General features: G+C 59.1%; 23 protein-coding genes. 10 read left to right on the forward strand and 13 right to left on the reverse strand.

Annotated elements, in window-relative coordinates:
* Positions 1-8 precede the first annotated feature (8 nt).
* The 6 genes from PH558_RS20625 to PH558_RS20650 are packed head-to-tail and all read right to left on the reverse strand — an operon-like array spanning position 9 to position 6325.
* On the reverse strand, positions 9-857 hold the full coding sequence (locus PH558_RS20625) for an NADPH-dependent oxidoreductase (protein ID WP_285206223.1): 849 nt from the start codon (positions 855-857) through the stop codon (positions 9-11).
* Between the two features lie 12 nt (positions 858-869).
* The gene (locus tag PH558_RS20630; RefSeq protein WP_285206224.1) at positions 870-2198 is read right to left on the reverse strand and encodes an LLM class flavin-dependent oxidoreductase; all 1329 of its coding nucleotides are present in this window, start codon (positions 2196-2198) and stop codon (positions 870-872) included.
* Positions 2195-3415 carry an acyl-CoA dehydrogenase family protein gene (locus tag PH558_RS20635; protein ID WP_285206225.1) on the reverse strand — a complete coding sequence of 407 codons (1221 nt, stop codon included), beginning with the start codon at positions 3413-3415 and terminating at the stop codon, positions 2195-2197. The genes PH558_RS20630 and PH558_RS20635 overlap by 4 nt, the downstream gene beginning before the upstream one ends.
* A gap of 14 nt (positions 3416-3429) precedes the next feature.
* Positions 3430-3768 (reverse strand): DUF3088 domain-containing protein, encoded by a 339-nt coding sequence (locus PH558_RS20640; protein ID WP_285206226.1) that lies wholly within the window; start codon positions 3766-3768, stop codon positions 3430-3432.
* 11 nt (positions 3769-3779) lie between these two features.
* Entirely contained in the window at positions 3780-5135 is a 1356-nt protein-coding gene (locus tag PH558_RS20645; protein ID WP_285206227.1) for an LLM class flavin-dependent oxidoreductase, read from the reverse strand.
* 11 nt (positions 5136-5146) lie between these two features.
* Positions 5147-6325, reverse strand: a complete 1179-nt coding sequence (locus PH558_RS20650) for an acyl-CoA dehydrogenase family protein (protein ID WP_285206228.1) — start codon at positions 6323-6325, stop codon at positions 5147-5149.
* A gap of 308 nt (positions 6326-6633) precedes the next feature.
* Between PH558_RS20650 and PH558_RS20655 the strand changes: the two genes are divergently transcribed.
* The 5 genes from PH558_RS20655 to PH558_RS20675 are packed head-to-tail and all read left to right on the forward strand — an operon-like array spanning position 6634 to position 11546.
* A complete protein-coding gene (locus PH558_RS20655) occupies positions 6634-7989 on the forward strand; it encodes an LLM class flavin-dependent oxidoreductase (protein WP_285206229.1) in 1356 nt (451 codons plus the stop codon).
* 6 nt (positions 7990-7995) lie between these two features.
* On the forward strand, positions 7996-8826 hold the full coding sequence (locus tag PH558_RS20660; RefSeq protein WP_285206230.1) for an ABC transporter ATP-binding protein: 831 nt from the start codon (positions 7996-7998) through the stop codon (positions 8824-8826).
* Positions 8827-8840: 14 nt separating this feature from the next.
* Positions 8841-9917 (forward strand): ABC transporter substrate-binding protein, encoded by a 1077-nt coding sequence (locus tag PH558_RS20665; RefSeq protein WP_285206231.1) that lies wholly within the window; start codon positions 8841-8843, stop codon positions 9915-9917.
* A gap of 31 nt (positions 9918-9948) precedes the next feature.
* On the forward strand, positions 9949-10767 hold the full coding sequence (locus PH558_RS20670; RefSeq protein ID WP_285206232.1) for an ABC transporter permease: 819 nt from the start codon (positions 9949-9951) through the stop codon (positions 10765-10767).
* A gap of 2 nt (positions 10768-10769) precedes the next feature.
* Positions 10770-11546, forward strand: coding sequence for an ABC transporter permease (locus PH558_RS20675; protein ID WP_285206233.1), 777 nt, complete (start codon positions 10770-10772; stop codon positions 11544-11546).
* Positions 11547-11776: 230 nt separating this feature from the next.
* On the opposite strand, the gene PH558_RS20680 is transcribed toward PH558_RS20675, so the two are convergent.
* Entirely contained in the window at positions 11777-12619 is an 843-nt protein-coding gene (locus PH558_RS20680) for a DUF1236 domain-containing protein (protein WP_285206234.1), read from the reverse strand.
* Positions 12620-12925: 306 nt separating this feature from the next.
* Between PH558_RS20680 and PH558_RS20685 the strand changes: the two genes are divergently transcribed.
* Both PH558_RS20685 and PH558_RS20690 read left to right on the forward strand, forming a co-directional pair.
* The gene (locus tag PH558_RS20685) at positions 12926-13300 is read left to right on the forward strand and encodes a hypothetical protein (RefSeq protein WP_095438997.1); all 375 of its coding nucleotides are present in this window, start codon (positions 12926-12928) and stop codon (positions 13298-13300) included.
* Positions 13301-13534: 234 nt separating this feature from the next.
* A complete protein-coding gene (locus tag PH558_RS20690) occupies positions 13535-13789 on the forward strand; it encodes a DUF982 domain-containing protein (RefSeq protein WP_285206235.1) in 255 nt (84 codons plus the stop codon).
* A 135-nt stretch (positions 13790-13924) separates the two neighbouring features.
* Here the strand turns inward: PH558_RS20690 and PH558_RS20695 are convergent, their stop codons facing one another.
* Positions 13925-15925 carry an ABC transporter ATP-binding protein/permease gene (locus PH558_RS20695; protein WP_285206236.1) on the reverse strand — a complete coding sequence of 667 codons (2001 nt, stop codon included), beginning with the start codon at positions 15923-15925 and terminating at the stop codon, positions 13925-13927.
* Positions 15926-16259: 334 nt separating this feature from the next.
* Here PH558_RS20695 and PH558_RS20700 point away from each other — a divergent pair, with 334 nt between their 5' ends.
* From PH558_RS20700 to PH558_RS20710, 3 genes are all read left to right on the forward strand, one after another.
* A complete protein-coding gene (locus PH558_RS20700; RefSeq protein WP_095438999.1) occupies positions 16260-16508 on the forward strand; it encodes a hypothetical protein in 249 nt (82 codons plus the stop codon).
* A 188-nt stretch (positions 16509-16696) separates the two neighbouring features.
* Positions 16697-18484: a thiamine pyrophosphate-requiring protein gene (locus tag PH558_RS20705; RefSeq protein ID WP_285206237.1), complete on the forward strand. Its 1788-nt coding sequence runs from the start codon at positions 16697-16699 to the stop codon at positions 18482-18484.
* A gap of 179 nt (positions 18485-18663) precedes the next feature.
* The gene (locus tag PH558_RS20710) at positions 18664-18939 is read left to right on the forward strand and encodes a hypothetical protein (RefSeq protein WP_095438681.1); all 276 of its coding nucleotides are present in this window, start codon (positions 18664-18666) and stop codon (positions 18937-18939) included.
* 19 nt (positions 18940-18958) lie between these two features.
* Here the strand turns inward: PH558_RS20710 and PH558_RS20715 are convergent, their stop codons facing one another.
* The 5 genes from PH558_RS20715 to PH558_RS20735 form a co-directional block, all read right to left on the reverse strand.
* Positions 18959-19852: a DUF72 domain-containing protein gene (locus PH558_RS20715; RefSeq protein ID WP_285206238.1), complete on the reverse strand. Its 894-nt coding sequence runs from the start codon at positions 19850-19852 to the stop codon at positions 18959-18961.
* Between the two features lie 71 nt (positions 19853-19923).
* Positions 19924-20133: a hypothetical protein gene (locus tag PH558_RS20720; RefSeq protein ID WP_095438682.1), complete on the reverse strand. Its 210-nt coding sequence runs from the start codon at positions 20131-20133 to the stop codon at positions 19924-19926.
* A gap of 109 nt (positions 20134-20242) precedes the next feature.
* The gene (locus PH558_RS20725) at positions 20243-20569 is read right to left on the reverse strand and encodes an oxidoreductase (RefSeq protein WP_095438683.1); all 327 of its coding nucleotides are present in this window, start codon (positions 20567-20569) and stop codon (positions 20243-20245) included.
* 171 nt (positions 20570-20740) lie between these two features.
* The gene (locus PH558_RS20730; RefSeq protein ID WP_285206239.1) at positions 20741-22834 is read right to left on the reverse strand and encodes a catalase; all 2094 of its coding nucleotides are present in this window, start codon (positions 22832-22834) and stop codon (positions 20741-20743) included.
* 87 nt (positions 22835-22921) lie between these two features.
* Entirely contained in the window at positions 22922-23359 is a 438-nt protein-coding gene (locus tag PH558_RS20735) for a PPC domain-containing DNA-binding protein (RefSeq protein ID WP_095438684.1), read from the reverse strand.
* Positions 23360-23364: the final 5 nt, after the last annotated feature.

A 23364-nucleotide genomic window follows, 5' to 3' on the forward strand; every position in this document is an offset into this window, starting at 1 on the left:
CCGGCCAATTATTTCAGCCTGAAGCCGAGGCGGCGGGCCGCCACGCCGAGAAGGTGTCGTCCCTTCAGGGCTTCGACGGATCCGATTCTGTTTTTCACCTGCACGGTCCAGTCAACGCGCGGCATGCGCTGTTCGGTCTGAAAGTCCTGCAGGACCGTATTGTAATGTCGTAGGTCCTCCGACCGTCGGCGGTGATCGTAGCGTTCGTCATGGAGCACGCTCGTTTGCGGCAGCCGCGGCTTGACGGCGGCCGGTATGGCCGGATCGGGATAGCCAACCGTCAGGCCAAAGACTGGAAAGACACCTTCCGGCAATTCTAGCTCGCGTGCCACGGTTTCCGGGTCGTTGCGGATGGCGCCGATATAGCAGGTGCCGAGGCCCCGCGATTCCAGGGAGACGACGGCATTCTGCGCCGCGAGTGCGGCGTCGATGACACCGAGCAGGAAGCTTTCGACATAGTCGAGGCCGTCGGCGGCAGACCCCTGATCCGCCGCGATGCGGCGTGGCCTCGAAAGATCCGCAAGCCAGATCAACAACAACGGCGCCTGCGTGATCTGCCTCTGTGTTCCGGCAACAGCGTTCAGCTTTTCCTTGCGCGTATCGTCCCTGACGGCAATGACGCTCCAGGCCTGCAGGTTGGACGAGCTCGGTGCCGATTGGGCCGCAGCGATCGCGAGATGGAGGATGTCATCCGGAATGAGCTTTGGCAGATAGTCGCGCACGCTACGATGGGAGAGCAACGTTTCGATCGTCTCATTCCAGTCGGCGCCGATATGATGGCTGTTGCGATAGCGCTCGCTGACGAGAGCGGCGAGCCTGTCATCCTCCGGAAGCCTTGCGGTCGTGGCTGACGTCATGTTGTTTCTCCTTTATTCGGCGGCAATGGCATAGGGGTTGGCCGGCCGGGAAAGGCCGAGATGGCTCCGGAGGGTATGGCCCGTATATGCTTTCCTGAACAGGCCGCGGTGGCGCAGGATGGGCACCACCTCGTCTACGAAGACCTCCAGCCCATGCGGCAGCACATCCGGCATCAGGTTGAAGCCATCGGCGGCGCCCGCCTCGAACCATTTTTCGATATCATCGGCAATTGCGTCGGGCGTGCCGACGATGGTGCGATGTCCGGTCCCGCCATTCAAGGCGCGGATGAGGCCGCGCACGGTCAGCTTCTCGCGTCGCGCCAGGGCGAGGGTGGCGCGAAAGAAAGTGTGGCCACCATCGGCGGGTAGGGGAATATCATCCGGTAGGGGCTCATCGAGTTTCAGCCTACCTGGATCGACCTGCAGAACGCCGGACAGGCGCGCAAGGCTGTATTCCAGCGGAATGAGTTCGCGCAGTTCCTCCTGCCGCCGCCTGGCTTCCGCCTCGGTGCTGCCGATGATGGTGGCAAGGCCGGCAAGCACCAGCAGGCTGTCGGGCCTGCGGCCATAGCGGGCGGCTCTCGTTCGGAGGTCGCGGGCGTAATCGAGCGACTCCTCAAGGGATTGCGAGGCTGAGAACACCGCCTCGGCATGCCGGGCGGCAAGCTCACGCCCGTCATCCGAGCCGCCGGCCTGCACGATGACGGGATGTCCTTGCGGCGGGCGAGGGACGTTGTGGGGGCCATGAACGGAGAAATGTTTGCCGCGATGGGCAATCGCATGGACCTTGCTGGTGTCAACGAACCGCCCGCTTTCTACATCGCCGATGAAGGCGTCTTCTTCCCAGCTGTCCCACAGGGCCTTGACGACCGATGTAAACTCTTCTGCGCGCTCATAGCGGCTCTGATGCGCGACCGGCTTTTCCAGCCCGAAGTTCCGGCTTTGCGAGAGATCGGCGCTGGTGACGACATTCCAGCCGACGCGACCGCCACTGGCGTGATCAAGCGTCGCGAAGCGACGGGCGATATTATAGGGCTCGTTATAGGTCGTCGATGCAGTGGCGATCAGGCCGATATGCTCGGTATGGGCGGCAACCGAAGCCAGCACGATAGTCGGCTCGAGAGATGTCAGCGGCCGGAAATCGACGCGATCGGAAATGGCGGCCTGATCGGCAAGAAAGATCGCGTCGAAAGTGCCGCGCTCGGCAATGCGGGCGACATTAATGTAGTGATTGATATCGAAGGATGCGCGCGGATCGCTTCCCTGCATGCGCCAGGCAGCCGGCGAAAAGCCGGAATGCAGGATGTTGATGTTGAGATGAAGCTCGCGTTTCCTGCTCATTGGAATATCCCCGGTTCCGGAAACTCGCCATCCAGGAACCATGTTCCGACGTTGCGGGTCTTGTATTCGGCGGGGTTGTGCAGCGTGTGGATGCGCACATTGCGCCAGAAGCGATCGAGTCCGAGCGGCCTGACGGCGGACCGCGCACCCATGACCTCGAAGATCTCGCTGGTCACTTCAAGGGCGACGCGGCCGGCAAGCACATTGGCGGAGGCGACCGCGATTGCCGCCTCGCCGCGCTCCTCTGCTGTCAAATCGTGCCCCTTCGCATAGACGGTATCGACGGCCGCAAGCGCCCGATCGGCAAGCGCCGTTGCGGCCTGCACCTTGATCCACAGCTCGCCATATTGCCTCTTGATCCATGGGTCGTCGGAATGCCGTTCGACGCCGGAATAGATCCATGGGCGCGATTTCGTGACGGTATAGTCACGCGCCGCCGCCAATGCCCCTTGCGCGGAACCGACGAAGACATTCAGCAACACGCTTTGCTGCTGCAGGGGTGCAAGCAGCGCGATCGGATCCTTGGGGCGATCCGGCAGGATCTCGCTCCCGTCGATCTCGACATCCTTGTAGAGAACGCGGCCGCTTCCCGTCTGCCGCTGGCCGATCCCGTCCCAATCGTCGGTGATGGTGATGCCTTTGCGGTCAGCCGGGATATAGGCAAAGCTCCGCTTGTTGGTCGTCCCGTCTTCCCATGCGACCATCAGATAGTCTGCGACATGCGAGCCGGAGGCAAACGGCCTGAAGCCGTTGAGAATGACTTTCCCGGCCTCCTGTCGGCCGAAGAGGCTCTTGGAAAAGCTATTCGTCGTATTGCCCCAGAACCAACGTCCGGCGGCCGAGCGGCGCAGGATGTCCTGGGATCGCTCGTCGTGGAGCGTGGTAACGGCGTTTTGCAGCGGGCTGAAATGATAGCCATAGAGGTGACCGAGCGAGCCGTCCACCTTGGCGAATTCGCGCACGATCCGCATAGCGGTGGAATAGGGTTCGCCGGCGCCGCCGAACTCTTTCGGGATCACCAGATTGACCAGGCCGCTTTCCTTGAGGAGCCTGATCTGCGCCTCGGGCCTGCCGCCGGATTGATCTCTCTCGATGGCATCGCGGGCGAATATGTCCCGCAATTCGACGGCCTTGGCGAGATGGGGATTCGATTTATCGGCCTCGAAGAGAGAGGGCAGTGGATGGGGTGGTTCGAAGCCGTCTGGTTTTATGGTCATGGCGCGCCTCGTCCCTAATGTAGGCGCGGAAAGCCGTGCCGCTCGGCAAGCAGCTCGAGGATGCGATCGGTCGAATTGACGAAGCGCGTGTCATTCCAGTCGGCGGCGTCATCAGGCGGGTTTTCCGCGAGAATGAGAAGCGGCAGCGACTGGTTTTCCTCGCCGGCAACCTCGATCACCTTGTGTCGTGGTCGCAGGAAGGCAACCCTTTCGACATCGATCGCCGCGGCAAGATCCGGGAATGAGGCGAGCAGTCCCTCAACGGCGTTGCAATAGGGGCAGACGAAGCTGACGCCTGGATGTTTCGGATCGGCAAAGCCGGGTGAAATGAGGAACAGCTTGTCACGCGCCATTTGGTCTTCTCCTATTCTGCTGCGACCGCATTGCCTGCGGAAAAACGATTGGCCGGACGCTTGAGCCCGAGATTTTCGCGCAGCGTCGTGCCTTCATATTCGGTGCGGAACAGGCCGCGGCGGCGCAACTCCGGCACGACAAGCGTGATGAAATCGGCAAGTCCGCCGGGCATGATCGGCGCCATGATGTTGAAGCCGTCGGCGCCGTAATTTTCGAAGCGTTCTTCCATCACGTCGGCGATCTGTGTCGGCGTGCCCACCACCTGCCAATGACCACGGGCACCGGCAATGCGCAGATAGAGCTGTCGGATGGTCAGGTTTTCGCGGCGGGCGAGATCGAGCACCAGTTCCTGGCGGCTCTTGCCGGCATTGGTGACTGGCGGCTCCGGCGGCACGGGACCGTCAAGCGGATAGGAACTTAAGTCGACGCCGGTCAATTGCGAGAGGAGGTTAAGACCCACTTCCGGCTGGATAAGGTTCTGCAGGGCCTGGAATTTGTCTTGGGCTTCTGCCTCGCTTCGCCCGACGACCGGAAAGATTCCCGGCAGAATCTTCAAGTCGTCGGGCGAACGGCCATATTTGCCGAGCCGGCCCTTGACGTCGGCATAGAAGGCTTTTGCCTCGTCAAGCGTAATTTGTGCAGCGAAGATCGCCTCGGCAGTGCGCGCAGCCAGTTCCTTGCCAGGCTCGGAGGCTCCGGCCTGCACGACAACCGGGTGCCCCTGCGGCGAGCGCGGAATGTTCAACGGCCCGCGCACCTTGAAGTGACGCCCCTTATGGTCGAGCCGATGCAGCTTCTCCGGATCGAAATAGCGGCCGCTCTCGCGATCGCGGATGAAGGCATCGTCCTCCCAGCTGTCCCAGAGGCCAAGCACGACATCGGCGAATTCCTCCGCGCGGTCGTAGCGGTCGGCATGCAGGACCTGTGCGTCATGGCCGAAGTTGAAGGCGGCGTCCGGATCGGAAGAGGTCACGAGGTTCCAGCCGGCGCGGCCGCCGCTTAGGCGGTCGAGCGAACCGAACTGGCGCGCAAGGTTGAAGGGATCGGAAAAGCTTGTCGAGGCGGTGGCGATCAGGCCGATATTGCGGGTGACGCTGGCAAGGGCCGAGAGCAGCGTGATCGGTTCGAACGGATAGATGCCGCTATGCGCCTTCCGGCTTGCCGCATCCAGGTCCTTCAGACGAGCAGCAACACCGTCGGCAAAGAAGATGGTATCGAACTTGGCGGCCTCGGCGAGTTTCGCGAGTTCCAGATAGTTCTCGAACTCGGTCCCGACTGATGCCTCGAGATGCCGCCAGGCGGCGACATGGTGGCCGGTGAAGAGCAGGAAGGCGCCGAGCTTGATCTGATCCTTGCGTGTAGCCATGGAATGTCCTTTCAGCGATACATCGCCGGAATGGGGAATTCACCCGTCAGCAGCCATGTGCCGAGCGTGCGCTTCTTGTATTCGGCAGGATTGTGCAGTGTGTGGGTGCGCACGTTGCGCCAGAAGCGATCGAAACCGTTTGCCGTCGTTGCCGATCGCGCGCCCATGACCTCGAAGATCTCGCTGGAGACGGCGAGCCCGACCTCACCGGCATAGAGGTTTGCCGTGGCGATATCGATAGCGGCAGCGCCACGATCTTCATGCGTCAGGCCCGGTCCCTGGTTGAAGGCCTCGTCGAGGCTGCGTGCGGCTTTGTCGGCAAGCTCGGTGGCTGCGAGCGTGCGGATGTAGAGATCGCCATACTGCCGCTTGATCCAGGGATCGTCGGTGTGTTTGTCGACACCTGAATAGATCCAGGGTCGGGACGATGCCGTCGTATAGGTCCGGCCTTCCTCCAGCGCTCCCTGTGCGCTGCCGACGAAGACGTTGAGGAGGACGCTTTGCTGCAGCAGGGACGTCAGCGACGTGTAAGGGGTCAGCGGAACCGCCGGAGAGCTGATAAGCTCGTCGTCGGCGATCTCGAGATTATGAAAACTCACCGTGCCGCTACCGGTCTGGCGCTGGCCGATGCCATCCCAATCATCTTCGATGACGATACCCTGGCGATCGGCTGGCACGGCCGCCGTCAGGCGCTCGCCCTCGGCATTTTCGAAGGAGATCTGAATGTAGTCGGCAACGTGGGAGCCTGAGGAGAAGGGGCGCTTGCCGTTGATGAGCCAGCCATTGTCGATGCGCCGTCCCGATGATGTTTTCGACATGGCGTTGCCGGAATTGCCCCAGACAAAATTGCCCGCCGCGGAGGCTCTGAGCAGCCGCTCCCGCTGTACATCCGACCCCCGAAACAATACGAGGTTCAGGGGAAGGTGGTGGTAGCCGAAGAGATGTGCGAGCGAGCCGTCAGTGCGGGCAAATTCCCGCACGACCCGCAGGATGGAGAGCCAGGAAGCGCCGCGACCGCCATATCGGGTCGGAATTTGCGCCGAAGGCAATCCGCTCTCCTTCAGCAGGCGGATCTGTTCGGTCGGCCTGCCACCCAATCTGTCGCGCTCGACCGCATCCCGGTCGAAGGCTTGCCGAAGCTCGACGGCTTTTGCGACGAGGGGATCGGATGTGTCTGATTGGAAAGACATGTCTGCTCCACGCCCATGGATTTGAACGGCGCATCGCCGCTTTGAGGCATGAAGGGTTCGGTGATTGCAGACCTAAGTCCAGCAATATCTATTTGATCGGGTAGGAAGAAATTCTTTCCCTCTCTATCGGAAAAACTTGGGCGACCCAATTTCCAGCCGTTACGAGCAGTTGCCGTGAAACGATCTCCGCCGGTTCGGCATGTCGCGTGACGAACAAATCCGAACTGGCGGCGGTAAATAGAATATAATTTCTATAGATTATAATCTTTAGCGTTTAGCCTTCTTCCGCAGCGATGATGGAGAAGACGATGACGGGCAGACAAAAGCAACTAAAGCTCGGGGCTTTCCTTTATCCGACCGGGCACCACATTGCTGCCTGGCGGCATCCACTGACGCAGGCTGATGCCGGTTCCAACTTTGTCCATTATGTCGAGCTTGCGCAAATCGCCGAAGCGGCCAAATTCGATCTGATCTTCCTGGCCGATGGTGTTGGTACCCGCGGAGATGATACCGAGGCGTTGCAGCGTACAGCGCAGCGCTATGTCGCGCAATTCGAGCCGATCACATTACTGTCGGCACTCGCGGCGGTGACGAAGAATATCGGCTTCGTGGCGACCGCCTCGACGTCCTTTAACGAGCCATATCATATCGCCCGCAAATTCGCCTCCCTCGACCATATCAGCGGCGGCCGCGCTGGCTGGAATCTGGTGACCTCCTCCAGCGATCATGAAGCGCATAATTTCGGCAGGGACGAACATTATGCCCATGCCGAGCGCTACGAACGGGCTGAAGAATTCGCGGATGTCGTTCTTGGCCTTTGGGACACCTGGGAGGAGGACGCTTTCCCCCGCAATAAGCAAAGCGGCATCTATTATGATCCGCAAAAGCAGCACATCCTCAATCACAAGGGTAAGCACTTCAAGGTGCGGGGGCCCCTGAATGTGTCGCGCACGCCGCAGGGCCACCCAGTGCTCGTGCAGGCGGGCTCCTCTGAGCCTGGAAGGGAGCTTGCCGCGCGTACAGCGGAAGTCGTCTTTACCGCCCATCAGACCATCGAAGATGCGCGAGCCTTCTACGCGGATATCAAGGGTCGCCTTGCGAAATACGGCAGGGACCGGGATGACCTCAAGATCATGCCCGGCATCTTCCCGGTCGTCGGCAGAACGCGCGAGGAAGCGCAGCAAAAGTTCGCCGAACTGCAGGATCTCGTCCATCCGGTGGTCGGCCTTTCCCTGCTGAATGGCATGGCAAGCGGTGTCGATCTCTCCCAATATCCGCTCGACGGTCCCATTCCGGCTCTGCCTGAGACAAATGGCAGCAAGAGCCGCCAGAAATTGCTGCTCGATCTCGCCAGGCGCGAAAACTTGACGATCCGGGAACTTTATCTCCGCATCGCCGGCGCGCGCGGGCACTGGCAGATCGTCGGAACCCCGACTGAAATTGCCGATCAGATGGAGGAGTGGTTCAAGACGGGTGCGGCCGACGGCTTCAATGTCATGCCGCCGCAGCTGCCGACCGGTCTTTATGATTTCGTCGAGCATGTATTGCCGGAACTGCGGCGCCGCGGCCTTTTCCGTAGCGATTACGAAGGTTCGACGCTGCGGGAAAATCTCGGATTGAGAGTGCCTCTACATCCGGCGCGGCATGCCGTTGCTGCGGAGTAATCGGCTATGGGCAATTCCCTGCATCTCCAAATCAGCCACGTCACCCGCCAGTTCAAGGTGAATGGCGAGATATTGACCGCGCTGGACGATGTCAGCCTCGATATTGCCGAGGGCGAGTTTGTCACCATCGTCGGGGCGAGCGGCTGCGGAAAGTCGACGCTTTTGCGCCTCGGTGCCGGTCTTGATCTTCCGACATCAGGATTCGTTGGTCACGCGGGGCGGCCCGTCAAGGAGCCGAGCCTCGATCGTGGCATCGTCTTTCAGGAGCCGAGACTTTTCCCCTGGCTGACCGTCGCCCGCAATATTGCGCTTGGGCTGGAGAATTCCGGGCTGCCCAAGGCAGAGAAGAGCAGGCTCGTCGAATCCCACCTCGAACTTGTCGGGCTTTCCGGTTTTGCCAAAGCCTATCCGCACCAGCTTTCCGGCGGGATGGCGCAGCGCGCCGGCATCGCGCGGGGATTGGTCAACCGTCCCAATGCTTTATTTCTCGATGAACCCTTTGGTGCGCTCGACGCCATCACCAAGGCAAGGCTGCAGGACGAGTTGCAGACGATCTGGGCGAAGGAACGCATCACCATGGTTCTGGTGACGCATGATGTCGAGGAAGCCGTCTATCTCGGCGATCGCGTCGTCGTCATGTCACCCCGGCCGGGTCGCATCCGTGACATCGTTCCGGTGGACTTGCCGCGCCCACGTGATCGCACCTCTCCCCAGCTAGTCGAAATTCGCAACCGGGTTCTCGAGAGCCTCAACGCCACGACGTCAACGCCTCGCCCGCCATCGAGCATTGCAAGTCCGGCGGTTGAAACCCGGCCTGCCGTCGTCGCCGCAGAATAATCACGGAGCAACAGATGAAACTGTCCATTATTTCCCGCTTGGTCGCCGGTGCGGCGGTCGCCCTGAGCTTGTTATCCGCCTCGGCCTGGGCGCAGGATCCCCTCGTCATTCACGTCGGCTACGCCGCGATTGGCGTCGACAACAAACCCTATGCCGAGGGAACGTCGGCTGCGACGGCGCGCGCCGGCGAATTTCTGGAAAAGGAATTTGCCAACGATCCGAACGTCAAGATCGAATGGACCTTCTTCAAGGGCGCTGGCCCGGCGGTCAATGAAGGCTTCGCCAACGACCAGCTCGACTTTGCCTATCAGGGCGATCTTCCCGCACTGATTGGGCGGGCAACCGGCCTGAAGACGAAGTTTCTGCTGGCGAGCGGGGCGCGTAAGCCGCTCTATCTCGCTGTTGCCAAGGGATCCGGCATCAAGACGATCGAGGATCTGAAGGGCCGCAAGGTCGCGCTGCAGCGCGGCACCAACGGCCATCTCTCCGCAATCAAGATCTTGCAGGCACATGGGCTGACGGAGCGTGACATCCAGGTCGTCAATCTGGATACTGCCGGTACCGTGGCGGCCCTGACCAGCAAGGATATCGATGCGGCTTTCGGTGACACGCAGCTCATCAATCTGGCGGCCAAGGACAGCGCCGATGTCATCTACACGACCAAGGGCGACGATCCGCGCTTTGGCCGTAACGCCGGGATCATCGGCCGGGAGGCCTTTATCGAAGCCCATCCGGAGATCACCCAGCGTGTCGTCGACGCTTTCGTCAAGGCGGCGCAATGGTCGTCGGAAGAGCAGAACCGCGCGGCCCTCTTCGAACTCTGGCACAAGTCCGGCACGCCCGTTCCGATCCTGGAGGAATATTTCCGCAATGATACGCTCACCTATCGCAACTCGCCGCTGATCGATGATCTCCTGGTCTCGCAGTACAAGGAGCAGGCGATCAAGAGCAAGGAATACGGGCTGATCCGCCGCGATGTGGATCTTAACGGCTGGTTCGAACCGAAATATCTCAACAATGCGCTGGAAAAGCTCAGGCTGACGAAATTCTGGCAGCCCTATGGTGCCGACGGAAAGCCGGTTGCCTCCTGATCGGAGACGCGATCAAGACAGGGAGGCTGGCGTGAGCGCTGTTGTCGAAACTACCGGCCGGGCCGGCTTGCCGCTATCACCGGCAAGGCTCCAGCGCTTTGTCGTTCTCGTGACCGGCCTGATCTTTCCGCTTGGCCTGTTTGGCCTCTGGTGGGTAGCCTCCGCCAGAGGCTGGCTGCCGGAGCAGATCCTGCCGCCGCCGGCCTATGTCTATCAGACCGGCCGCGACATGATCCTGAGCGGCGAGCTTCTCTATCATACCGGAGTGAGCCTCGGCCGTGTCGTCATCGGCTTTGCCATAGGTGCCGGGCTCGGCCTGTTGCTCGGCATCGCCATGGGGCTTTCCGAAACGGTCGAGGACTATGTAAAGCCGCTCTTCCTCGCCTTCGCCCAAATCCCGACGCTCGGATGGATTCCGCTCTTGATGCTGCTTGTCGGCATCGAAGAAACCCTGAAGATCATCATCATCGCCAAGGGCGCCATCGTGCCGATGACGATGAATACGCTCGCCGGAATCCGCGGCGTCTCGCCGAAATATCTTGAGGTCGGCAGAGCGCTGCGCTTCAGCCGCTGGCAAACCCTGCGTCTGATCGTGCTGCCGGCTGCCGTTCCCTCTATATTCACCGGTATCCGTTACGGCCTTACCCATTCCTGGACATCGCTTGTCGGTGTCGAGTTGCTCGCCTCTTCCGAAGGGCTCGGCTATCTTCTGGTCTGGGGGCGGCAGATGTTCTGGCTCGATACCGTCATCGTCGCGATGATTGCCATCGGGCTTGTCGGCTTCGTCATGGACAAGGGGCTGGATCGCACTGAACTGCTGATCCAGCGGTGGAAGCGGCAGGAGCTTTGACAATGGCAAGAGCAAGCCGTTTCGTACGTTTCCGGAGAGGCATAACGTTGCCGATCCTTCTCCTTGTGGCCTGGGAGGTTTCAAGCCGGACGGGTCTTGTGGATGCGCGCTTTCTGCCGTCGCTGGAGGATGTCGTCGGCACGGCCAAACGTGAGCTGATCGACAATGATCTTGTCGGCGAACTGGGTTTCAGCCTGATGCGCAATATTGCCGGCTTCCTGATTGGGTGCGTGCTCGGTGTCGCTTTTGCGAGCCTGCTGGCGCTCTCGCGGATTGCCGACCGGCTGATCATGCCCACCTTCAACGGACTGAAGCAGATCTCCCTTCTCGCCTGGATACCGCTCATCTCGGTCTGGTTCGGCTTTGGCGAACAGGCGAAGATCGTCTTCGTCGCGCTCGCCGCCTTCATTCCTATCGTTCTTAATACCTATGACGGCATGCGCGAGGCCCCGGCCGAACTGCTCGAGGTCGCAAGGGCGCTAAGGTTCAATGCGCGGCAGAAAGCATTGCGGATCTATATTCCGGCGGCAATGCCATCGATCGCAACGGGCGTCCATCTGGGCCTCATCTATGCCTGGCTGGCAACGGTCGGTGCAGAATATTTCCTGGCTGTCGGTCCGGGCATCGGCGGGCTGGTCATCGCCGGTCGGGAGCGGTTCGACATGGCGCTCGTCATGGTCGGCGTTTTCGTGCTCGGCTTCGTCGGCTTCACCCTAAACCGTCTCGCCTATGCGCTTGAAGCTTATTTGTTGCGCTGGCGGCCTAAGCAGACCGCCTAGCTACAAATCTCATGCTCGATGCATCAAGCGGCTAAACCCGGTTGCTCGGTTACTTCTATCGGAACCGTTCCCGGTCTTGTCCCTGCCAGACAAGTTTAATCGTCCGATGCTGACGCAATGGCTGGCAGGATCACAGTTCCTACGGCTTTTGTCTTGCTTGCCCTCGGGCTTCGGACAAGACACATGCCGGCGGACGCCATGAAAACTCTGGCGTCCGCAAACTTCGAGAACTAGGCATCGATGATGTAGACGATCGTGAATGTCGAAGGATCGACGATGACGATTCGCCCGTCTGCAAGGACGAAGAAACGATACGCCTTGTATTGCGGAACTATCTGGACGATGCGCGGCGGCAGCGGCTCCAGCTGGATCTTCCGGGGAATGGCTGCGCCTACCGATACCGAGAAATCCGTCTCGCGAACGGGAGCGACATGGACCTCTTTAACCACCTGCCGGATCTGTGTTTGTTGCTCGACGGATACCTGGACTTGCGAGCCGCTCTGCGTATTTGTTTTTGTCGTTGTTTTGTTTCCCGTCTCACTTCCGGTCGTGTCTGTTTGCTGATCCTGCTTCGTGCCACTGGGGGATTTCATATTGCTGTCCGATCCCCCCGTAGAACCTGCTTTGTTGGTATCTGTACCAGCTTGACCTGTCCCTTGCTCATCGTTCGAGCTGTTGGTGCTGCGGGATTGTGGAGATGCTGAGTTTTTGTTCGATCCTCCCTTGGTACCATTGTCCTGTTGGGTTTGAGCCCCGGATTGGCCTCCTGTCTGGTCTGTTGATCCGGTGCCTGTCGAGCTGCCGCTCTGGCTGCCATTCGACTTCGAATCCTGCTTGCCCGGCGTAGATTGAGCGGGTGCCTGGCCGGAGGAACTATCTGAATTTCCTTTCAAGTCTTTGGTGGAGGTTCCGGACTGTGGCTGTTGCTCGCTGGTGGATGGCTTACTGTCGCGCGCTGTGCCGTTCTTGGGGATGACCTGGGTATCCTGTGCGCTTGCGGGTGTGGTCGCTGCGAAGGAAACACCGATTGAAAGGGCCGTCATCAGGATGGCAAGTCTGTTGGTCGTCTTCATGATTTTCTCTCTTCTTGCTGTTGAGTACATAACGGCGTGCCTCCGCCGCTATAGGACGAACAAGGTGACGGGCCCCATGTTCCGGCATTGGACTTCAGTCGCACAAGCATGCGACTGAAGGCCCGATCGTGAGCTTCCAACGTGCTGCAGCTATTATTTGCGGTGGCTAAGCCTTCTCGGACTGTGTCGGCATGGCGCAACTTTTGGTCACTCCAAGCGGGCTCTTTGAAGGAACTTTGCAACGCGATCGGCATTCCCTTCTTTGTTGTTTGCGTTCTGAAACAAACCCCGCTGAAGGAGGTCACTGTGATCAAACCCCTAATTCTATTTGGCCTCGCGCTGATGCCGACAGCGGCTTTCGCGCAATCCGCCGATCTTGAGGCAACCTGCAAAATCGTAGCCAAGAACTTCTTCCTGTCGGATAGCCTTGCAATCGGCGCTATCCAATCCTTTCCGGAACTGAAGCCGCCTGGTGTGCGCATGGCCTATTCCACCCGTCAGGGAACGTCTCCCGCGGAAATGACCGACACTTTCGAATGTGAATTCGACAAGCCTGACAAACCCCATAATCTCGCTAAGTTCTGCGTATCGACCACTTGCTATACGCCCAACGAGAGCGATGCGGACCGCAAGCGACGGTTCGAGGAAATGCGCGTTCTCTTGCAGCGGGCAGAAAAATAGTCGTGTGAACGGTGAAAGAATGTTGGGTTTTGTACTTGCCTTGGAAGCCCAAGATTTACCTGTCGATCAGAGCGATCGTTCGGTCGGGATGATCACGGTCCGCACGGCGGGGAAAGGGCTCGCCGAGTTCGCTCTAACGAAAGTTCGAGGTTGGATAGACTTCGCTTGCAGTCTTGGCAAGAACCGCGGCGGAACATTCAGATTGTGGTGCCGTTTTGCCGTAAGAGGACAGTCATGACACAACAATTGTGGAGCAAGCCAATCACCGTCGAGACGCGCAAACCCGGTCAGCGTCTGACGATCGCCAACACGGAGACTGCGACCTATTACTTGCTGCGGAACTGGCCGGCAAAGTCGCACGGAATCGCCTTCAAGAATGCGAAGCGAACGTTGATCAGCGCCCACGAAGGTCACGTGGAGGCGCTCGTAGCAAGAGCCGCATTCCTCGCTGCGCTTGAAGAAAGCGGAATCCAAATATTTGAAGCATGATGGGCGACTCGCGATCGATCCGGCTTTGAACCTTGCTGGCAGCCATATTCTCAGCGGCCATTCGCTCCTTTAGGCTACACGAAAGAGCACGTGTTGTTCACGGTGCTACCGAACTGACAATCAGGCAAACGTCTGTCAATCCGAAAGGCGCTGCTTTCCATGAGCCAAGTTGCCTTTTGGTGCAGGCCTTTGGTCATCCAAGAGGCGCAGAAGAAGGTTCCGCCTTTTCCCGCGTTGCGCAAGATCAATGTCGCTGACAAGCATTGCGCCACCCTCACGCCGCTCCAGGGTGATCTTGCGGCTATGGAAGGCCTCCAGCTCGGCTCTGTGCCCGACGCTGATAATGGTGACCTTCGGCAGTTCGCGGATCACCATCTCCATCATCTTGTCCTGGCTCTTTTCGTCGAGCGCTGATGTTGCCTCATCCAGGACGATGATATCGGGATCGTGTAGCAGAAGACGCGCGAATGCGAGTCTCTGTTTCTCGCCGCCCGACAGCGTCTGGTCCCATGGCGCATCTTCCTCAATTCTGTCGTTGAGATAGTCAAGGCCGACCTTCTCAATGGCCGCTTTGATCTCGTCCAGAGTCCAGTCCTCAGCTGCTCGGGGATAGGCGACGGCGCGGCGAAGTGTGCCTGATGGGATATAGGGTCGCTGTGGCAACATGAACAATCGGCTATCGGGATGAAAATCGACGCTGCCGTGGCCCCAGGGCCAAAGACCGGAAATCGCCCGTACGAGCGTGCTTTTTCCCGTGCCGGATTCTCCGGCGACCAAAACCCGTTCACCAGGATCGATCTCGACCTCCGTTTCCTTGACCACGGACGTGCCATCGTCGAGCGTGACGGAGAGATCATTCAGGCGCAACATCGCCTTGCCTTCGGTTTCACCGTGCTTGATGCGTCCGAGGGAATCGCTCTTTTCGGCGCGTTCCAAGCCGTCAAGGGACGTCATGAGTGAAGCGACGCGATGTGCGGAGGCATTCCAGTCGGCAAGTCGCGGATAGTTGTCCACCAACCATCCGAACGCACTCTGCACGATGGCGAAGGCAGAGGCGGACTGCATTACTTGACCGAGCGTCATACTGCCTTCGAGAAATTTCGGTGCGCAAAGCAGGACCGGCACGACGGGCGCGATCAGCATCGATCCCTGCGAGATAAGTGTCGTGCGCATGTATTGGTGCGCCAACCGTGCCCATTGCCTCAGCACATTGCCAAAAGTCCTTTCGAGGTCATTACGCTCCTCCTCTTCGCCGCCGAGCAATGCGATGCTCTCGCCGTTTTCGCGCACATGTGTCAGCGTATAGCGAAATTCGGCTTCCACCTGGTTCTTGACCTCGGAAATCTCCACGAAGTGGCGGCCTATGACTGCCATCGAGGTGGATGTGATCACGGCATAGAGAACCGCGGTGACGACAAGAAAGCCAGGGATTGTGATGACTGAACCAGCGATCTGGAACGATAGGGCGCCGCCGATCGTCCACAGGACTACGATGAAGGTCGATGCCGACAGGAATGCAGAAATGACGCCGGCCAGGAAATCGACTGGGGACTCGGTGGCGATCCGCAAATCCTCGGAGAGGCGCGCCTCCGGGTTCTTGTGGCCTTCACCGCCGATCAGATTCAGCTGATAATAACGGCCGTTCGCGAGCCAGCGCGCGATGAGCCCGGTCGTCAGCCAGGAACGCCATCGCCTCTGGATCATCATGCGAATGTAGACTTGTACCGTAACAAGGGCGACACTTCCGAGCACCAGGGGCAGAAACACCGCGCTCAGGACATAAACGGTGTGGGCATTGCGTTGCTCAATGGCGTCAAAAATCGCGCGATTCCAGATATTAATGCCATACTGGACGCAGACGTTCAGGCCGATCAGCGCAAGTAGTCCGATCGTGCACGGCCACGCAAAGCCGTCTCCGCGGCGACTCCAGTAGCCCCGCGCACTGATCCAGAAACGTGCAAGCAAGTACCCTTTGCGTGCCCGTTCTGCCTCCTCAGGCGTCATGTCCGGATCGGGTTCAATGATATTTGCTGGTGGCTCGACATCAATAGCCGGGCCTTTCTCCCGGCGTGGCCTTTCACGCCCAGGCGACTTGGCGCCATCGACCGATTTCGAATTGGATTTAACGTCGGTCATAAGCATGACAACGGACTAAAATTCAAAAAGTTTCACAATATGAATGTAGTCGATGGTGGCGGCCATGTGTCGGGAAAATGAGGCAGTTGTTACGCGAACCCTCGGCAAGTAACGGTAGGTACATGTAAAAGCGTAAGTGGATTGGTTACCGTATCTCACCCCCCGAAGAAGGAAGGTTCACTCTCGCCGCTGGAAGAACGTATCTCATGGACGGATCGCGTGCCCTTGCCTCGTCTTAGCCAGTGCTATTGCGCAGATGGCAGCGCCAATGATGAGACGGCTTCAGGGAACCCGTCCATCGTAAATGGCGTTTCAATGTCAGGAGGAATTCATCATGTGCCCGCAAAAGCCAATCACAGCTTCGCTTTTCGCACCCGCGCTTGGGCTGCCGAATCCGATACAATACTATCCCGAGCAATCACCCCGTCTTCCCGCTTCAGAGAGTGAAAAAGAAGCGTATGAGGAGGGAGTCAAGGCGGGAAAATGTGAAGCCGAGAATAGAAAGAACCCTTATCCTGACAACAGCGAACAGGCCAAAGCCTACGAGCACGGTTACCTCGATGGTCAGAAGATCCGGTCGTAGCTACACTGCTTTTGAATGAAATGTCATAGAGCCGCGTCGGACGACGATCGATGCGATGGGCGGCGGTGAAAGCGCTCCGGACGCCCGGCTTTTCCAATGACTACGTCTTCTGATAGTGGGAACATAAGGGGTCTCTGCTTGTTGGACCGCCACGCGCTTTGATGGCGCGCGACAAGTGGAGACGGATCATGGCAAAGACAGTTGGCGACTTTATCGTGCAGCGCCTTTATGATTGGGGCGTGCGGCGCATCTTCGGCTATCCCGGAGATGGCATCAACGGTCTCTTCGGGGCTTTAAACCGGGCTGAGGGAAAGATTGAATTCATTCAGGCTCGTCACGAGGAGATGGCCGCCTTCATGGCATCGGCCTATGCCAAATTTTCGGGCGAGCTTGGCGTTTGCGTCGCGACGTCTGGACCGGGTGCCACGCATCTGGTGACCGGGCTCTATGATGCACGGTTGGATCATCAGCCTGTATTGGCGCTTGTCGGCCAGCAGGCTCGTCGGGCGCTTGGCGGTCACTATCAACAGGAAGTCGATCTCGCATCGCTCTTCAAGGATGTTGCAGGCAACTTCGTCCATCAGGCATCAGCTCCCGCACAGGTACGCCATCTGGTCGATAGGGCCGCGCGCATCGCGCTGGCGAACAAGACGGTCACTGCCGTCATCTTGCCGAACGACCTGCAGGAGATGCCCTATGAGACGCCGCCACGCAAGCATGGCTCGGTCATGTCGGGCGTCGGCTATGTGGCACCGAGAACGGTGCCGCATGAGATCGATCTGAAGCGCGCCGCGTCGGTCCTGAATGTCGGAAAGAGGATCGCTATGCTCGTCGGTGCCGGCGCGCTCGGCGCGACCGAAGAGCTGATCGCGGTCGCGGACCGGCTGGGAGCAGGAGTGGCGAAAGCCTTGCTCGGCAAGGCCGCCCTACCGGACGATCTGGCGTGGGTTACCGGCTCCATCGGCCTCCTGGGTACCGAACCGTCCTGGGACCTGATGCGAGACTGCGATACCCTGCTGGTCGTCGGCTCCGGTTTTCCCTATTCGGAGTTCCTGCCCGAAGAAGGTGATGCAAAAGGGGTCCAGATCGATATCCGGCCTGACATGCTCTCCCTGCGTTATCCCATGGAGGTCAATCTTGTCGGCGACGCCCGGGAGACTTTGCAGGCACTGTTGCCGCTTCTCAAGCAGAAGCAGGATCTCTCCTGGCGCAAGGAGATCGAGACTAATGTCGGCGAGTGGTGGCGAACGCTGGAGGCGAGGGCGCACGCGGAAGCCAATCCGGTCAACCCGCAGCGTGTCGTCTGGGAGCTTTCGCCACGCCTGCCCGACGGTGTCATCGTCACGAGCGATTCCGGTTCGTGCGCCAATTGGTACGCGCGCGATTTGCGCATGCGCCGCGGCATGATGGCGTCTTTGTCCGGCGGTCTCGCATCCATGGGGGCGGCGGTGCCCTATGCGATCGCCGCGAAAGTCGCGCATCCGGATCGGCCAATCGTCGCCCTGGTCGGTGATGGCGCCATGCAGATGAACAACATGGCGGAGTTGATCACCGTGACGAAATACTGGCGCAAATGGTCCGACCCGCGCATGGTCATCTGCGTCTTCAACAATGAGGATCTCAACCAGGTAACTTGGGAGCAACGCGTCATGGAAGGCGACCCCAAATTTGATGCCTCGCAGCGGATTCCCGATGTCCCCTATCATCGCTTCGCCGATATGATCGGCCTTCAGGGCATTTTCGTCGATCGACCAGAGGCGCTTGGCGCCGCCTGGGATGAAGCGCTTGCCGCCGAGCGGCCTGTCGTGCTCGAGGTCAAGACGGATCCTGAAGTCCCGCCAATACCGCCGCACCTGACTTTCGAGCAGATGCGCAACCTGACCGCCGCCCTGCTGAAAGGGGATCCTGAAGAAAGCGGTGTGGTCAAAGGGACGCTGAGACAGGCGCTGAGTGCGATCCTTCCCGGTCGGCGCTAAATAGGTGAACGACGACAGGCAAATGGCGGCCGAGATGAGGTGCTGCGGGAACCAATGTGGGGAAGGGTGGTTTGGATCGATATCAATCGATCCAGCAGGTTCCGAATGAGATGTGAGCATGGCCGAGACGGCGAAGTGCTCCGGACGCAGCGACAGGCGACAATTTCAGGAGGTGTAAGGTGGAAACCTATCACAGATATCGCAAGAACGACGCGCCGCCAGGCTCCATCGTCATCAAGTTCTACCATTCCGGCGATCAGATCCGAGGATTCCTGCGCAAGGTCACATCGCCGGGGGAAGATGACACGATTTTTCCGGGTGAGGAAATGGAGCCAGAGGACGCCTTCCGAGCCGCTCGCAACAAGATGTCCGATGAACTTATGCGGCCCATCTATGTCGAACTGTCGGAAGGCGTGAATTGGAATCCGGCCTGGGGGCGGCTTGAACAAGCATGATGCCGCCGCATGCTCTTCCTTATGGGCTCTTTTGCCAGACCAGGCCAAGATACCGGCTGAGCCGCTGCGCATCGGCTGGCGCCCGCACTTTCACATCATTATCGAAATAGACATAGACATCGCGGCCACGTCGTGACCGCTTCAGCGGCTTCAGGACACGATTGGCATTGTCCGGCTCGCGCCCATGCGCCCAATCGTCGATGCGCTCCGCCCATACGCTCAACGCTTCGTCATCGTAACCGCTGACATATAGCTCCTCCGAACCATGCAGACGGCAATAGACAAAGTCCGCGGTGACATCCATCAGCAACGGCCATTCGACGGTATCGGCGCAAACGAGCCCGATTCGATGTTTCCGCAAGAGTTCAATGAAGTCGGCATGCACGAAGCTCTCGTTGCGGATTTCGAATGCATGCCGGATCGGTCTCCTTTTGTCCGCAATCAGCCAATCTCGGCCGTTCAAGCGCTCATCATGCCGCTTGGCCAGGGAAATTGCCTCATCCGTGTTCTTTGGCAGCATCTGAATGAAATTGGAGAACAGTTCTCGATCGAACCGCAGCCGGGGTGGAAACTGCCATAGGATGGGACCGAGCTTTGCTCCCAGCCGCAATAGGCCGGAAGCCATGAAATTGGCAAGCGGCACCTCGATATCGCGAAGCCTTCGCAGATGAGTTATGTAGCGTGATCCCTTGACCGCAAAAACGAAGTCATCCGGAGTGGCCTCCCGCCATCTTGCGAAGGTTTCGGGTGTCTGTAGGCCGTAGAATGTGCCGTTGATTTCGATGGATGGAAATTGCGAGGAGGCGTAGGACAACTCGTTTTTCTGAGCGAGTTCCTTCGGATAGAAAACGCCGCGCCAGGGCGCGTAGGTCCAGCCGGAAATTCCGATGCGGATCGTTCCAGTTTTTACCATGGTTCATATCGCGTCCGGATCGGCTCGCCTGTGCAAGAGACGATATCGCAATTCACTGCCTATCGACCCTGTCAGGTAACGTTGATGGACGGCAGGAACGACATGACCTCGTTGCGTTGCCTTGGTGTCAGACTTTCGATTTCCCTTTTCCAAAAGGTTTCAGCTTCAGGCGGATCAGCCTCCCAGCTGTTGGTCGACAGGATGTTGTCATCCATTACCAGAAGTCTTTTTCCACCGAGTCTTAGATATTCCTCGGCAAGTTCCTGGGCGCCGTTCATCATGATTTTTCTCCTTGACCGGGCTGCCTGCTGCCGGTGACCCACACCACGGACACCGGCAGCTAGGAGGCGTGCGAAATGCGGGTAGCATTCCGGATTTCGCACGCCGTTATTATTGCGGGCAATTTTTGCTGGATGTGGTGTCGCTCGACTGGCTGTTGTTTTGCGTATCCGTACCTTGCGTCGTGTTCTTGCCGGTTTTCATGGCATTGCAGTCCTGGGACTGGCCGTTGGAATTTGGAGTGCCATTGGTTCCAGTCGTATTGCTATTGGCACCTCCATTTCCGTTGGAGGTGCCATCGTTCTGCGAACCGGTGCCGGCGCCGTTACCACTTCCGGAACCGCCCGTGCCTGTTCCGCCGGAGCCTGATTGCTGAGCCATGGCTGCTGTAGCCATGCCGATCGAAAGGGCACAGACTGCGATCATTCTCGTCAACATTGGTATTTCCTTTCTTTGGCTTTGCCGCCTTCCAACTCCAACGGCGGGCAGTTGTTTCCGGATTTTCCGATATTTGCTCGCCGAAATCAGATCAGGGGTGTGTCGGGATAACCGGTGGACACCGCTGGTTGCCAATGGAGGCGGTCGGCGATGTCAAGAGAGGTCGCGCCATCAGGCGAGCATGCGGATACGGGGCTCGCGGTCCCAGTAACGCTTGGGTGCGGCACTCAGGAAGGAGGCGAGATCCACGATACCGGCGTCGGGTTGAATGCCCGCCTTGTCGAGAAGCGCCTTGGCGGCAGGGTTATGACCGATCGCCTTTAGGTGTCCGAAAGCATCCATCACCCATTGCACGGCTGCGCCCTCGTTGAGGAGCGAGGCTGCGCCTTCCTTCGAGAGGATGACGGCAACGGCATCGAAAAGCTGCGAAGGCGAACCAAGGAGCTGTCCGTCGGCACGGATCGTATTTCCGTCGGAAAGCTTCGTCTCCCCGACCTTGGGAGCGACGATAAAGGGCCTCGCCTTGGCATCGTTCAGGGCGCCGACGAGATCGGAGATCGCCTTGGCGTCGCTTCCGCCGGCGATCAATATGCCGATCAGCCGTCCCTCCAGTGTCTCCTTCATGTTCTTATGAATGGAAAGTGCGGCGGACGCATCGAGATCGATCGGTTCACGCGCCGGCAAATTCCTGGTCGGGTTGATGAGCCCGAGGCCCGCGGCGACCCTGTTGGCAAGCCCTGCATCGACATTCATGAGGTTTCCGACCATGCGGGGCGGGACGTGCTGAAGCTGCACCTTCGATAATTCGAAGACGAAGGCTGATGCGATGTGAGCCTGTTCCGACGGCGTCTGGGATTTCCAGAAAAGACGCGCCTGACTGTAATGGTCGGCGAAGAGTTCACTGCGCACGCGCAGCTTGTCGCCCTGTTCATCCTTCGCAGCCTGATGCTCATAGGTGCGGAAACCCGTCACCGGACATTCGCGCGGGCCGCCGGTTTCGCTGTTCTGGCCAAGGCTATTCGGTTCGTAGTTTGCGCGGCCCTTCGGCACTTGCATCTGCATCTGCCCGTCGCGCTGGAAATTCATGACGGGGCATTTGGGCGCATTGATTGGCAGTTGATGGAAGTTCGCGGTCCCGAGGCGGGATTTCTGCGTGTCGAGATAGCTGAAGAGCCGGCCCTGCAGCAGGGGATCGTTGGTGAAATCGACGCCGGGGACGATGTTTGCCGGGCAGAACGCCACTTGCTCGGTCTCCGCGAAGAAATTGTCCGGATTGCGATCGAGAACCAGCCGTCCGACGATCTTTACCGGCAGTACCTCTTCCGGGATAATCTTTGTGGCATCGAGGACGTCGTAGGGAAGGTTTTCGGCAAAGGCATCGTCGAAGAGCTGAAGGCCCAGTTCCCATTCCGGAAAATGCCCGGCCGCAATCGCTTCGAACAGGTCGCGGCGATGATAGTCGTTATCGGCCGCCTGCAACTTCAATGCCTCGTCCCAAACGAGCGATTGGATGCCGAGCTTCGGTTTCCAGTGGAATTTCACGAATGTGGATTTGCCGGCATCATTGACGAAGCGAAATGTGTGGACGCCGAAGCCTTGCATCATGCGCGGCGAGCGCGGAATGGCACGATCGGACATCGCCCACATCAGCATGTGCGTGGATTCCGGCATCAGCGACGCCCAGTCCCAGAACGTATCATGGGCGGTAGCCGCCTGCGGATACGCGCGGTCAGCTTCCATCTTCACGGCATGCACAAGATCGGGAAATTTCATCGCGTCCTGAATGAAGAAGACGGGGATGTTGTTGCCGACAAGGTCCCAATTGCCCTGCTTTGTATAGAATTTCACGGCGAAGCCGCGCACGTCACGCGGCGTATCCACCGAGCCGGCACCGCCGGCAACCGTCGAAAAGCGGACGAAGACCGGCGTCTTTTCACCCTTGCGCTGAAACAGATCGGCGCTGGTTACATCGGATAGTGATTCATAAAGCTCGAAGAAGCCGTGCGCGGCCGAACCTCGCGCATGCACGATCCGTTCGGGAATGCGCTCATGGTCGAAATGGAAGATCTTTTCACGCAGGACGAAATCTTCCAGCAGCGTCGGGCCGCGAACGCCGGACTTCAGGCTATTCTGATTGTCCGACACCCGGATGCCCTGATTGGTGGTCAGATGCTCCGCGTCGCCAAGAGGACCGCTTTCGGGAATATGCTGGTGCGTCTCTCCGCCTTCGCCGCGCGAGGTTTCGAAACTCGTGTCCTTCGTCATGATATTCTCTTTCTGCCGTTGGAACCGCTGACCGAACCTTTGTTCGGCCGGCAATGTTCCGATTGGCCGAGGTGGCGGCTGGTGGTCTCAAAGTTTGATCAGCGCGATGCCGAGATCGTCTTGATGCCGGCGCTGCAATTCCGCCGGTGTTTCGACGATGGTCGCTTCCAAGGTCGGATGCACGATACCGTCCAGGAAGTGGCCGCCGCGCGTGGAGCCATCCTTGAGACCGAGGACGGCATGAAGATGGAGGCTCGCCTTGCCATCCTCGCCTGTGGCAATATCGCCGATCAGGCTCAGCACCTCGCATTGCTCGGCGATCGGGATCTTGCGGTAGCTTCGCTCGCTAAAGTCGAACCAGCCGACAGTCGCTCGTTCAAATGCGCCGATCGCGGTGATCGAAGCTGTCTTCAGATCCTGATCCGTGGCGAAGCGGGTGAGCGTGGAGAATGCTTCCTCATTCGCATCGAGCACGACGACGTAGGTCTTAAGGCCGTTCCGCAGGTCAACTTTCTTGAAATTCATCGCGC

Origin of the sequence: Rhizobium pantanalense (genome assembly GCF_030182525.1) — a bacterium.
Classification (GTDB): domain Bacteria; phylum Pseudomonadota; class Alphaproteobacteria; order Rhizobiales; family Rhizobiaceae; genus Rhizobium.